Raw genomic sequence first — 12,433 nt, forward strand, 5'->3', positions numbered from 1 at the left:
GGCGCCGATGTTCACGGCGTCCACATCTGCTATGTTCACACCGTACACATGTGCGCCCGCCAGGACAAGGGCTGCGGGGGACGAAGCGAGAGGGGATCCGGTGGCCTACCATCACGGCGATCTCGCGACCGCCCTCGTCCAGGCAGCCGTCGACCTCGGCCGCGAGGGCGGGCCCGCGGCGGTGACGATCCGCGAGGCGACCCGTCGGGCCGGCGTCTCGCCGAACGCCGCGTACCGGCACTTCCCGAACCGTGCGGCGCTGCTCGACGCGACGGCGGCGGCGATCCAGCAGGGCCTGGCCGCCGCGATGACCGATGCCCCGAACCGCTCTCCGGCCGCGCGGCTGCAGCGGATCGGCGCCGCCTACGTCGACTTCGCCCTGGATGAGCCGGGCTGGTTCGCGGTGGTCTTCTTCGGGATCCGGCCGCCGGATCCCGCTACGGTGCGGCAGGCGCCCGCGTTCGTCGCGCTGACGGCCGCGCTCGACGATCTCGTCGCAGCCGGTGGCCTCTCCGCGGAGCGCCGGGATGACGCCGCGTGGGCGTGCTGGGCCACCGTGCACGGCTTCGCGGAGCTCTGCCTGCGCGGACCGCTCGCGGGCGTGGGCCGGGCGGAGCAGCGTCGACGCGCCGAGGTCGCGATCCACGCGGTGATCGCCGGGATCCAGCTCGACGCCGGGTGAAGATCTCCTGCGGTCGCGCTCTCCGCGATGACCGTTCTCAGGACGGGGTCCGCCTTCGAGCGGAAAGTCACGTGCGGGGCGCCCGATTCCGACAGATGATCCTGAGAACGGTCAGGAACGATTCCGCGCCCGGACCGCGGTCGTCGATGCGGCGATCCGCCAGGCGATCGTTCCGCGTCCGGCCGTGCACCGACCCTGTCGGCACAACGGAACGGCGGGTTAGGATCTTCAGGACTCGCGCGGATCGCGGACCCCGCACCCAGGGGCGCCGGACGACGCGATTCCCCCTCCGCATCCATCCTCCTGGCGCATCCCCCCTGCCCCGGAGCAGGAGGGGCGAACAGAAAGGCGCGGCACGTGGCCGAGGCAACTGAGGACCGAGCAACCGAGGACAAGGCCCCCCAGGGCGACTTCTTCGATCAGCTGCTGGACAACCCGACGACGCAGCAGTCCTTCACGATCGGCTTCCGCGGTTACGACAAGACCGAGGTCGACGCGCATCTGACCGCGCTCACCGAGGAACTGCGGCGGGCGACCGAGTCGGGCGCGAAGGCCGACGCCCACTTGCGCGGCGAGCTCGGCAAGGTCACGGAGAAGCACCGCCAGGACCTGGAGAAGGCCACCGCCGCGCATGAGAAGCGCGCGGCACAGCTGGAGTCCGACCTCGCGACGGCGAACGCGAAGATCGCCGAGTCGGCGCAGCAGATCCAGTCGCTGAGCACGGCCCTGGCCGGATCCCAGGAGGACATCGACGAGGCCACCTCGCGCTCGCAGTTCGAGACCGTGCTGCGCGTGGCGGAGGAGCAGGCCAGCGTCCTGATCCAGAACGCCGCGGTGCAGGCGGAGCGCCTGCTCGAGGCCGCCCGCGACGAGGCCGCCGCCAAGCGCGCCGAGCTCGACGCCGATGTCGCACGGATCACGGCGCAGGCCGAGCGCGACGCGGACCAGGTGCGTCTGAAGATGGAGACCGAGTTCACCGCGCACACGGCGCAGGTCGAGCGCGAGGCCGCGCACGCCGCCGAGAAGGTGAACCACGCCGAGCAGGAGGCGCACTCGATCCGCACGGAGGCCGAGAAGGGCGCCGCCGCGCTGCGTGCGATGGTCACCCGCGAGACGACCGATCTGCGGGTCTCGGCCGAGCGCGAGGTGCGCGAGATGAACGCGCGCGTGCTGGAGATGGAGGAGTCCCTCACGCGCCGCCAGGACGACGCCCAGCAGGAGTTCCTCGTACTGCACAACCAGGCCGTCGCGCACGCCGAGCGCATCACCGCCGATGCCAACGAGCAGGTCGCCTCCTCGCTCGCCCACGCCGAGCGGATCTCGGCCAAGGCCGAGGACTACGAGCGCCTGATGCGCTCGCAGGCCAGCGCGATCGAGGCCGAGGCGCAGGTGCGCGCCCGCGAGACCCTCGACCGCGCCCGCACCAAGTCGCAGAAGATCGTCGACATGGTCACCGCCCACACGGCCAACGTCGTGCGCGACGCCGACGACCGCGCCCGTCAGCTGCGCTGGCAGCAGCAGCAGCTCACCAGCTTCATGGCCGAGGTGCGCGAGCTGATCCGCCCCGACGGCGCTCTCGGCAGCGAGGCCTCCGGATCCGCTCCCGCCGCCGCGGAAGCGGAGGGGTCTGCAGAGGCCGAGGCATCCGCGGAGGGCGCCGAGGCCTGACCCTTCCCGGGGTCGTTGAGCGAACACGCGCGTAGCGCGAGTGAGACGGAACGCGGTGATCTCGCAAGGTCGCCGCGTTTCGTCTCGGTCTGCGTTTCGACTCGGTCGCTGCGCGACCTCGCTCAACGACCGTGCGGCGGCCTCGCTCAACGACCCCCATCCTCGCTCGGAGGTCACGGATACGCCGCTCCCAGCCGCGGACCAGAACCCCGCTCTAGACTCGAGGCATGGCTCAGCGGAACACGTGGCAGCGCGAACGCGTGCGCGAAGAGCTCTCCGACGTGCGCGGATTCGTCAGCGCGCAGACGCTGCACCAGGCGCTTCGAGAGGCCAACACCGGCATCGGCCTGGCGACCGTCTATCGCGCCCTTGCCGGGCTGGCGGCCTCGGGTGAGGCCGATTCGCTGCAGAGCCCCGAGGGCGAGGCGCTCTACCGCGCGTGCAGCAGCGAGGGCCACCACCATCACCTGATCTGCCGCTCCTGCGGGATGACCGTGGAGATCGAGGCCACCGACGTCGAGCAGTGGGCGCAGCGCACCGCGGCCCTGCACGGCTTCCGCGACGCGGAGCACGTCGTCGACATCTTCGGACTGTGCGCGAGCTGCGCGAACGCCGCCCAGGAGTGATCCCCGCGTGACCCTGACGACCCCCGGCCGCCGTGCGACTGCCGCACGAGACGGCGCGGCGACTCCGCACGCGCTGCGCACCCCACCGCCGCGGCTGTCCGGTCGCGCGGCGCTCATCGGCGCTGCGATCGGCGTCGCCGTGGTGGCGGCCCTCATCGCGATCGACGTGCTGGCGCCGCATCTGTTCTCCGCCCGCCTGCCGAACCGGCTGCAGGACGGGCTCACCCTGTCGCTGAGTGTGCTGTTCGAGGCGCTGCCGTTCGTGATCCTCGGCGTGCTGCTCTCGATCGTGGTGCAGGTGTGGCTGCCCGCCGGCGTGATCGAGCGCGTGCTGCCGAAGCGCGGCTGGGCGCGCCGGGCCGTGCTGTCGCTGCTGGGCATGCTCATCCCGGTGTGCGAGTGCGGCAACGTGCCGTTCGCGCGCGGCCTCATGATGCGGGGCCTGGGGCCGGCGGAGGCGCTGACCTTCCTGATCGCGGCGCCCATCCTCAACCCGATCGTGATCCTCACGACCCATGCCGCCTTCGGCTTCGACGGCGGAATCCTCGTGGCCCGCCTCGTCGGCGGCTACCTCGTCGCGAACCTGATCGGCTGGGTCTACAGTCGTCATCCGGATCCCGACGCGCTGCTCACCGCGCGCTTCCGCGACACCTGCGAGGTGGTCGTGCACGAGCAGGGATCCGGGATCCGCCGGAGTCTCGCCCAGTTCCTCATCGAGCTGCGCGCCGTGATGCCCGCGCTGATCATCGGATCCGCGCTCGCCGGCGCCGTGCAGGTGCTCGTCCCGCGCGACGTGCTGCTGGCGATCGGCTCGAACCCGCTGCTGTCGGTCGTCGCGATGATCGCGCTGGCCATCTCGGTGGCGATCTGCTCGAACGTCGACTCGTTCTTCGCGCTCTCGTTCGCCTCGACATTCTCCCCGGGCGCGATCGTCGCCTTCCTGCTGGTGGGTCCGCTGGTCGACATCAAGATGATGGCGCTGCTGCGCACCACCTTCACCGCCCGCACCCTTGCCGGGATCGTCGGCATCGTGGTCCTGTTCGGCTTCGCCCTGGGGATCGGGGTGAACATCCTTGCCTGAGACGACGACCGCGCACCGGCCCTCCCGCGCGCAGGCCCTCGGCACCCGCTGGCTCGGCGCCGGCCTGGCGGCCGCGCTCGCGATCGCGACCCTCGCCCTCGCCTTCACGGGACGACTCACCCTCTACATCAGCCCCGAGACCGTGTGGTTCGCCGTCGCCGCCGCGATCGTGACGCTCGTCGGGGCCGTGTGGTCGTGCATGCTGCCGCTCGGCGCGGAGCAGGATCACGGGCACGATCACGGCAACGCCGGCCACGACCACGATCACGCGCACGCTTCGTCCTCGCGCCGTGTCCTCGGGGCCGTGGTGGGTGCGACCGGCGGAGTGATCGCGACCGGCGTCGTCGCCGGCGCGCTGCTGCTGCCTCCCGCATCCCTCTCGGTGGACATGGCGATGCAGCGCGCCCCCATGGGCAATGTCCTGTTCGCCGGCGCCGACGACGTCGCCCTCGGGGCGAACACCGACACCAGTACGTTCGGCGTGGGCGGCTGGGCCAGCGTGTTCGCCACGGGCTCCCGGCCCGAGAAGTACGACGGATCCACGGTGACCCTCACGGGCTTCCTGACGCCCAGCGGATCCGCGAAGGATCAGGCGCACCTCACCCGCATGGTCATCACGCACTGCGTGCTCGACGCGCAGCCCGCGTCGGTGCCCGTGCAGATCAGCGGCTGGCAGGGACAGTACGCTGTGGGCGACTGGATCCAGGTGAAGGGGACCGTCCGCGCGAGTGCGGACGGGAAGCTCTCGATCGTGCCGGCCAGTGTGTCGAAGATCCCGGAGCCGAAGGACCCCTATGAGCACTGACGACGCGGATCACCCCCTCACCCGCGCCGAGCTGCGCGCGCGCCGCGCCGCGGAGGAGGCGGCTGCCGTGGAGCCCGCGGCGCCGGAGGGCTCCGCGTCGGCGCCGGAGGGCGCCGAGCCGGCTGCTCCCGGTGATTCCGCGCCGGCACCTGCGACGCCCGGGGTTCCGGCTGCCGCGGATGTCCCGGAGGCTCCGCGGATCCCCGCCGTGCCGGCCGCGGAAGAGCCGGTCACCCGCTCCGCCGCGCCCGAGCAGGTCTTCGACGCGAGGCCGGGCCCGCGACGCACCCCGAACGGGCCATCGGGCGTGAGCGTCTCGAGGGACGAAACAGGTCAGGGCTCGACCGGCGGCTCGGACACGACCGGCGGCCCGGATGCGGCCCCGGCGCCCGCTGCGCCAGCGGCCACGCGCGTGCATCAACAGGACCCGCCCCTCGTGCCGGACGACGCGCATGTCGAGGAACCTCCGACGGATCCACGGCTCCAGGCGCCGGAGTGGCAGCCGCATCCCACCCCGGAACCCGTCAAGCGCCGCCGACGGTTCCCGCTGGTCCTCGGCGCGGTGATCGCAGTGCTCGTCGTCGTGGTCGCGGCGTTCGGGGTGATCACGCTGCTGCAGGGACCGCGGATCAGCAGCGTGAAGATCGACGCGCAGTCCGCGATCGACGCCTCCGGCACCCGCATGATCATCACCGCCAGCCAGCCGCTGGCGAAGGTGGATCCGAAGCAGGTGACCGTGAGTCCGCAGGCTCCGTTCACGGTCGACACGTCGGGGCGCAACCTCGGGATCCGCTTCACCGTGCCGCTCGACGACGACACGAACTACACCGTCACCGTGAAGGACGCGACCGGCACCGACAAGCAGCGCCAGAGCACGCTGCAGGCGACCTTCCAGACGCCGAAGTCGACGATCTTCCTGCTCCAGCGCAACGCCGACGGCGACGACACGATCTTCCTCACCGATCTCGGTGGCAAGAACGCGGTCCCGGTGGTGCAGCACGAGAAGATCGACGATTTCCGGGCCACCGCCGATCACCTCGTGGTGGCGACCGAGAAGGACGGCGCGTCGGTGCTGCTGGTGATGGACCGGAAGGGCAAGAACCAGCGGCAGCTGAAGCTGCCCGGCGCCGGGTTCCTCTCGAACCTGCAGGTGTCGGAACGCGGGAACCTGGTCGGATACACCTTCACGGACAAGGGCATCAGCGCGACCAGCGGCCGGGCGAGCATCCTGGTGACCCAGTCGCTCACGGGCGACGGCGAGCCGCAGATCGTCACGGTCGGCGACAAGATGCCGAGCATCGCCCAGTGGGCGTTCGTGCCCGACTCGTCCTCGGCCCTGTTCATCGACTTCAGTGGCGCGCTGTACGTCGAGGACCGCGCCGACGCGAAGGCGAAGCCGACCGCCCTCGGCGCCGCGCAGACCGTCGAGGGCATCTCCCGCGGCACCTACACGGCGATCGTGAGCCGCGGCAACGACCTCGTCGAGCTGAATCTCGCGGACGGATCCGAGAAGCCCCTGGCGGCCTCCACGCCCGACTTCGGCGTGCCCGGCACGATCGCCCCCTTCCCGGGCGGAACGCTGCGACAGGTCGCCACCCGAGACGCCACCGGACTGCCGACCGGACAGATCGTCACGCGCGTGGGCGACGACGGCAAAGCCACGAAGCTGTTCAGCGTGACCGGATCCGATGCGATCATGCAGGCCTGCCCGTCGCCGAGCGGGCAGTACAGTGCGATCGTGGTGGCTCCCAAGCTCGTCAACAACCCGTACGACCAGTCGCTGCTGCCGCTGCCGACCACGATGCAGACGCACATCGTCGACACGAAGACCGGCAAGGAGCTCGTGGTGCTGGCGGGCTTCGACCCCTCGTGGTGCGCGCAGGCGCCGCACCGGTGATGACCGGGTCCGCCAGCCGATGACCGGATCCGACGCCCGCCGCGGCGGCACGAGCAGGAGCGGATCCGACGGTGCGGGGCTGCGCCGCGCGACGCGGGAGGACCTACTGGCGCTGCCGCTCGAGGTGGCGCCGCGTCTGCTCGGCGCCCGGCTGCGCACGCTCGTGGACGGCGCGGAGGTGCAGCTGCGGATCACCGAGGTCGAGGCCTACCACGGCAAGGGCGTCGGCGACCGGCACGACCCCGGATCGCACGCCCGGATGGGGCGTACCGCGCGCAATGCCACGATGTGGGGCGAGCCCGGGCATCTGTACGTCTACCTCAGCCACGGCATCCACTCGTGCGTGAACGTGGTGTGCGGGCCGGACGGAGTGGCCGGCGGTGTGCTGCTGCGTGCCGGCGAGGTGGAGACGGGTGTCGAGGTGGCGGCGGTGCGGCGCGGGCTGTTTCCCGTTCTCAGGGTGGATTCGCCGAAGTCACCGAGAACGGAGCGGATCGCGCCCCCGGAGGAAATCGATCCTGAGAGCGGTGTGCTGCCGCTCCGCGCGACCCAGCGGCGCGACCTGGCTCGCGGCCCCGGGCGGTTCGGGCAGGCCTCGGGCCTGCGGCACCCGCAGCACGACGGCATCGACGCGATCACCGGGCGGCCGCGGGCCGGTGCGGTTGCCGAGCTGTGGCTCGCGGAGCCGCTCGCCGACATCGCCTCCGGCCCGCGGGTGGGCGTCGCCGGTCACGCCGGCACGGACGCGTTCCCCTGGCGGTTCTGGATCCCCGGGGATCCGACCGTGTCCCCGTTCCGCTGGGGGCGCGGAGCCGCCGAGGCCGCCGCACGCTGATCCCGGAGACCGCGCGACCGGCCGTCTCCGCCGAGCCGGTGCGGGCTCAGCCTGCGCTCTGCGCGCGCCGCACGCCGAAACCGGTGTGGAAGCGCGGCTCCGCGGTATCGAAGGGCACGTCTTCGCGGGATGCTTCGACCGCCTCCATCGATGCCGGGATGTCGAACGGGAACGCACCGGTGATCGCCGCCCGGCCCTGCAACGCCGCCAGCAGCACGGCATCGCTCGCGCCGAAATCGCCGACGACCGCCGCGGCGACCTCGACCAGGGGGCCGAGGATTGCGGGGCGCTCCAGGTACACCGATACGAAGACCGGCGCGACCGATGCGTATGCCGTCAGTCGCTCGAGGATCTCGTCGTCGAACGCGAGCGTGCCACCGTGGAAGAAGTCACCGAGCGATCCGCGGCCCGGGGTGAACGGCGCGTCCAGACGCACCACGATCGCGTCCGCCTCGGCGGCATCCGTCACCGGGACGAGGCCGGCGTCGCGGGCGGCCTGCGCCGCGACACCGTCGAGCAGCACCCGTGCACCGGTCGCGAGCACCGGCGCGTCCGCCGTCGCCAGTACCAGGGACTGCGCCTGCGCACGCACCCCGCGGGCGGTGAACTCCGGCGATCCGCAGATCTCCCGAGTGCGGGCGACGTCGACGCGACGGTGCTCGAACACTCCGAGACGGAACTTCTCCCGCAGCAGCCGCCGGATCGATTCGTCGAGCCGCGACTCCCGGATCCGGCCGGAATCGACGAGCTCCTCGATCAGAGCCGCATTGCGGTCTCCACCGAACTGATCGACGCCCACGTCGATCGCGATCGCCGCGCGCTCGCCCGGGGTGAGGTGCTCCAGCCCCCATCCATTCGGGCCGAACTGCAGATCACCCATGGGTTCGGCCTCGAGCAGGTTCCAGTCGGTGACGACGACGCCGTCGAAGCCCAGTCGGCGACGCAGGATGTCCTGCACCACGGGCGCGTTGAACGCGAACCCGACCTCGGGCCACGCCGTGCCGACCGGCTTGCCGTAGTAGGTCATGACCTGGGTGGCTCCGGCCGCGAAGGCGCGCTCGAACGGGCGCAGGTGCAGCTCCTGCTGCCCGCCCGGATAGACCTGCTCGGGGTAGCGCGGGTCGTGCGCATCGTCGCCCCGCAGCTGCGGGCCACCGCCGGGGAAGTGCTTGACGACGGCGGCGACCGACTCCGGGCCGAGCTCTGGTCCGCCGCGCAGCGCCTCGATGAATGCGACGGTCAGGTCGGCGACGCGCTCCGGATCCTCGCCGAAGGTGCCGGACCCGCGCGACCAGCGCGGCTCGCTGAAGATGTCGGCCATGGGGCCGAGCAGCACCCGGATGCCCATCGCGAGGAACTCCTGCCGCATGGTGTCGCCGAACGTGCGGGCGGCGTCGAGCCCGCCGATCGCCGCGATCCCCGGGTAGTCGGGCCAGCGGGACAGACTGTCCAGCGCCTGCCCGGTGAAGAGGTTGCTGCGGAAGCCGTGCCGAGGATCCGAGGACAGAGTGATCGGGATCCCGAGCCGGGTCGACTCGGCGATCTCCTGCAGGGTGTTGTGCCACTCGGCGACGGCGGCGCTGTCCTCCCCGCCGAGCACGTTGAAATGGCTGATGCCGACGGCGCCGGCGTAGCGCTCGGCGGCGGCGAGGGCCTCCGTCTCGCTGAGTCCGTCGCCCGCGGGAGCGGTGGACGGGTGGAACATCATGGCGGCCTTCTCGGCGACCGTCATCCGGCGAAGCAGGTCCTCGACACGGCGATCGATCGGCAGGGAGGGATCCTGGTAGTCGTTCATCGGTTCTTCTCCGGATTCGTCAGCGGGTGGAGCGCACGAGCAGCATCGGCACGAACGCCAGCAACGTGAGGGCGGCGCTGACGAGCAGCAGCGCGGGGTAGTTCGCCACTCCGCCGCCGATGCCGAGCAGCAGGGGGGCGATGAACGGCATCACGGAGTAGGGCAGCGAGAGCGCGATGTTCACGACGCCGAGATCACGGGCTGCCGTGGCCGGGTCGTTCATGGTGGCCACGGCGAAGCCGATGTAGCCGCCGTACGCGATGCCGGTGCCGAGGCCTGCGGACAGGGAGAGGCCGACCATGAACAGCGGCACGGTATCGGCGAAGGCCAGCATCACGAGCCCGGCGACGACGAACAGGGCGCCGATTCCGAGGATCACCTTTCGGCGTCCGGTGCGGTCGTTCAGCCATCCGGCGAGCGGGGCGCTGGCGACGGCGATGATGCCGGGGATGACGTATGCGAGCGTGATCAGGCCGGGCAGCTCCGCCTCGGGCGGGGAGACACGATCCTGCAGCAGGTAGACGGTGTAGGTCGAGATGACGCCCATGCCACAAGCGATCAGGAACAGTGCGGCGAGGAACTTCGCGAAGTCGGGGGAACGTCGCGGGTCGATGTAGAAGCTGCCGAAGAACTCCTTGACGCTGAACGGCGGCATGTCGGCGGGCGCGGGGGCGTCATCGCGGAACATCACGATCAGCAGCGCGGAGAACAACACCGCCACGATCACCGGCAGGCCGAACTGGGCGATCACGCTGTCGGGGAACCACTGCACGAAGAACACGCCGACGAGCACTGCGGCGGAGGATGCGGTGCCGCTGAGTGCACCGACGATGCCCTGCTGCTTCTCGGGCACCCGGTCGGGCACGATGGCGAGCACGGCGGCGATCGCCGCGTTCACGAAGGCCTGCATGATGATCCAGCCGAGCAGCAGCAGTGGGAACGAGCTGCTGAGCCCGATGATCACGGCGCCGACGATCGTGCCCGCGAGGCCCACGACGATCCACGGGCGCCGGCGGCCGAACCTGCTGCGGGTGCGATCGCTGAGGCGACCGAACAGCGGGTTGGCGATCAGAGCGACGAGCGTTCCCACGCCGGCGGCGATCGAATAGCTTGTCGTCTTGCCGTCCGGATCGATCTGCGAGATGCGCAGCGCGAGCGTCACGGATGCCGGAAGCATGATCGACATCCAGATGCCGAACATGGCCAGGGCGTAGATCAGAACGAACGCCGGGCGGACGGGCCGGACTGCGACGCCGGTCTCCGGCAGTGGGGAAGCGGTCATGGGATCCTCAACATCGAGCGATTGGAAACGCTACCGGTAACGTTTGCGGTAGCGGTACCGATAAGGTAGGGCGAACCCGGGCGTGTCGTCAAGTCCATGATCACCGGGAAGGATCCGGAAGGGGTCGAAGGTGCGGAAAGTGACGCTGGCCGATGTCTCGGCTGCGGCTGGAGTCGGTGTCGCGACGGTGTCCCGTGCGCTCGGCGATCATCCCGACGTGAGCCAAGTCACTCGTGACCGGGTGCGCACGATCGCGAGGGAACTGGGCTATCGCCCGTCCGTCGCTGCGCGGGCGTTGCGCTCCGGGGGATACCAGGCGATCAGCGTCGTCGTCCCGGACGCCGCCTGGGGCTGGTGGGAGCCCGTGGTGCGGGCTGCGTTCGCGGCCGCCGCCGAGGAGGGCTACCAACTGCTCGTGCACCCTGTGGCGGGCGCTGCGGGCGGAGCGGCGTCCGTCGTGCGGAGCCTGGCGAACGTGCCCACCGAAGGTGTCGTGGTGATCAGCGTGCCCGATCAGGACGGAGTGCGCCGAGCCTGCGACGATGCCGCGCTCTCCGCCGTCGCCATCGACGACACCAGCCGGACGGTGCGGTTCCCCACGGTCTCCGTGGCCAACCGGCACGGCGCGCGTGAGGTGGTGCGCCATTTGATCGCCCAGGGGCGGCGCCGCATCGCGATGCTCGTCACCGACTTCAACTCAGCGGATGTCGCGAACTGGGGTGACGGGCTGTTCGTGGACGAGCGCCTCGCCGGGTACCGGGACGCGCTCGAGGAAGCCGGAGTCGCCTTCGATGAGGCGCTCGTGATCCCTTGCGCGTCGCCCTTCGACGAGACCGCCAAGGAGTGGCCCGAGCTGCGCCGCGCCCTGGCCGACGGCCTGGGGGTCGACGCGGTGTTCTGCGTCGCCGATCTGATGGCTGTCGCGGCGATCCGCTCGGTGCGGGCCGAAGGGCTGCGTGTCCCCGAGGACGTGTCCATCGCGGGATTCGACGACGAGCGTGCTGCGTTGCTGACGGACCCGCCGTTGACCACGGTGCGGCAGCCGTACGAGCAGATGGGGCGGCTCGCCGTGGAGCTGCTGCTGCGGAGCATTCGCGGCGATGAGCTCGACGAGAGCCGCATCGAGATCGAGCCGACGCTCGTCGTTCGCGAGTCGACGGCGGTGGCACGCTGACGGCGATCGCGCCGACACGCCCGGGTTCGGATCCGTGCTAGAGTAGCTCTTTGTCTGCGCACACTCCTGTGCGCAGTTCGTGTGCCTCCCCCTCCATGCCGAGCGATCGGGCGGGGGAGAGGCGTGCAGACAAGGGATCTTGGGTGAGGCCGTCCGGCCTCACGGTAGAGAAGGAGTCATCATGGCAGCAGTGTGCCAGGTGACCGGAGCAGTTCCCGGTTTCGGTCACAACATCTCGCACTCGCACCGTCGGACGAAGCGCCGCTTCGACCCGAACGTGCAGAAGAAGACCTATTTCGTTCCGTCGCTGGGTCGCAAGATCACGCTGAACGTGTCCGCCAAGGGCATCAAGGTGATCGACGCCCGGGGCATCGAGAAGGTTGTCGCGGACCTCCAGGCGAAGGGTGTGAAGCTCTAATGGCCAAGAAGGCACAGGACATCCGTCCGATCATCAAGCTGCGTTCGACCGCGGGCACGGGGTACACCTACGTGACCAAGAAGAACCGCCGCAACACCCCCGACCGCCTCGTGCTGAAGAAGTACGACCCGGTGGTTCGCAAGCACGTCGAATTCCGAGAGGAGCGTTGA

Annotated in this window: 12 protein-coding genes; 10 read left to right on the top strand and 2 right to left on the bottom strand. The window is 70.7% G+C overall.

Going from position 1 to position 12,433, the window contains the following annotated elements; all coding sequences use genetic code 11:
- Window positions 1-100 precede the first annotated feature (100 nt).
- The 7 genes from LXM50_RS09070 to LXM50_RS09100 all read left to right on the top strand — a co-directional run bounded on the left by LXM50_RS09070 (window position 101) and on the right by LXM50_RS09100 (window position 7,594).
- A complete protein-coding gene (locus LXM50_RS09070) occupies window positions 101-682 on the top strand; it encodes a TetR/AcrR family transcriptional regulator (protein WP_233310994.1) in 582 nt (193 codons plus the stop codon).
- 357 nt (window positions 683-1,039) lie between these two features.
- Window positions 1,040-2,350, top strand: coding sequence for a cell division initiation protein (locus LXM50_RS09075; RefSeq protein ID WP_233310995.1), 1,311 nt, complete (start codon window positions 1,040-1,042; stop codon window positions 2,348-2,350).
- A gap of 227 nt (window positions 2,351-2,577) precedes the next feature.
- Complete coding sequence (locus tag LXM50_RS09080) at window positions 2,578-2,976, top strand: Fur family transcriptional regulator (protein WP_233310996.1); 399 nt, start codon at window positions 2,578-2,580, stop codon at window positions 2,974-2,976.
- A 73-nt stretch (window positions 2,977-3,049) separates the two neighbouring features.
- The gene (locus LXM50_RS09085; protein ID WP_233311047.1) at window positions 3,050-4,057 is read left to right on the top strand and encodes a permease; all 1,008 of its coding nucleotides are present in this window, start codon (window positions 3,050-3,052) and stop codon (window positions 4,055-4,057) included.
- Window positions 4,050-4,862, top strand: coding sequence for a TIGR03943 family protein (locus LXM50_RS09090; RefSeq protein WP_233310997.1), 813 nt, complete (start codon window positions 4,050-4,052; stop codon window positions 4,860-4,862). The genes LXM50_RS09085 and LXM50_RS09090 overlap by 8 nt, the downstream gene beginning before the upstream one ends.
- Window positions 4,852-6,759: a hypothetical protein gene (locus tag LXM50_RS09095; RefSeq protein ID WP_233310998.1), complete on the top strand. Its 1,908-nt coding sequence runs from the start codon at window positions 4,852-4,854 to the stop codon at window positions 6,757-6,759. Before LXM50_RS09090 ends, LXM50_RS09095 begins: the two co-directional genes overlap by 11 nt.
- Before the next feature lie 19 nt (window positions 6,760-6,778).
- On the top strand, window positions 6,779-7,594 hold the full coding sequence (locus LXM50_RS09100) for a DNA-3-methyladenine glycosylase (protein WP_233310999.1): 816 nt from the start codon (window positions 6,779-6,781) through the stop codon (window positions 7,592-7,594).
- 46 nt (window positions 7,595-7,640) lie between these two features.
- Here LXM50_RS09100 and LXM50_RS09105 read toward each other — a convergent pair whose 3' ends face one another.
- Together LXM50_RS09105 and LXM50_RS09110 are read right to left on the bottom strand one after the other, a co-directional pair.
- Window positions 7,641-9,389, bottom strand: coding sequence for a glycoside hydrolase family 3 protein (locus LXM50_RS09105; RefSeq protein ID WP_233311000.1), 1,749 nt, complete (start codon window positions 9,387-9,389; stop codon window positions 7,641-7,643).
- 19 nt (window positions 9,390-9,408) lie between these two features.
- Window positions 9,409-10,671: an MFS transporter gene (locus LXM50_RS09110; protein ID WP_233311001.1), complete on the bottom strand. Its 1,263-nt coding sequence runs from the start codon at window positions 10,669-10,671 to the stop codon at window positions 9,409-9,411.
- 139 nt (window positions 10,672-10,810) lie between these two features.
- On the opposite strand from LXM50_RS09110, the gene LXM50_RS09115 reads away from it, so the two are divergent.
- The 3 genes from LXM50_RS09115 (at window position 10,811) to rpmG (ending at window position 12,433) form a co-directional block, all read left to right on the top strand.
- The gene (locus LXM50_RS09115) at window positions 10,811-11,845 is read left to right on the top strand and encodes a LacI family DNA-binding transcriptional regulator (RefSeq protein WP_308192514.1); all 1,035 of its coding nucleotides are present in this window, start codon (window positions 10,811-10,813) and stop codon (window positions 11,843-11,845) included.
- Between the two features lie 181 nt (window positions 11,846-12,026).
- Complete coding sequence (rpmB, locus tag LXM50_RS09120) at window positions 12,027-12,263, top strand: 50S ribosomal protein L28 (RefSeq protein ID WP_045271470.1); 237 nt, start codon at window positions 12,027-12,029, stop codon at window positions 12,261-12,263.
- Window positions 12,263-12,433 (top strand): 50S ribosomal protein L33, encoded by a 171-nt coding sequence (gene rpmG, locus LXM50_RS09125; protein ID WP_045250846.1) that lies wholly within the window; start codon window positions 12,263-12,265, stop codon window positions 12,431-12,433. The genes rpmB and rpmG overlap by 1 nt, the downstream gene beginning before the upstream one ends.

Origin of the sequence: Microbacterium sp. Au-Mic1, assembly GCF_021341785.1 — a bacterium.
GTDB lineage: Bacteria > Actinomycetota > Actinomycetes > Actinomycetales > Microbacteriaceae > Microbacterium.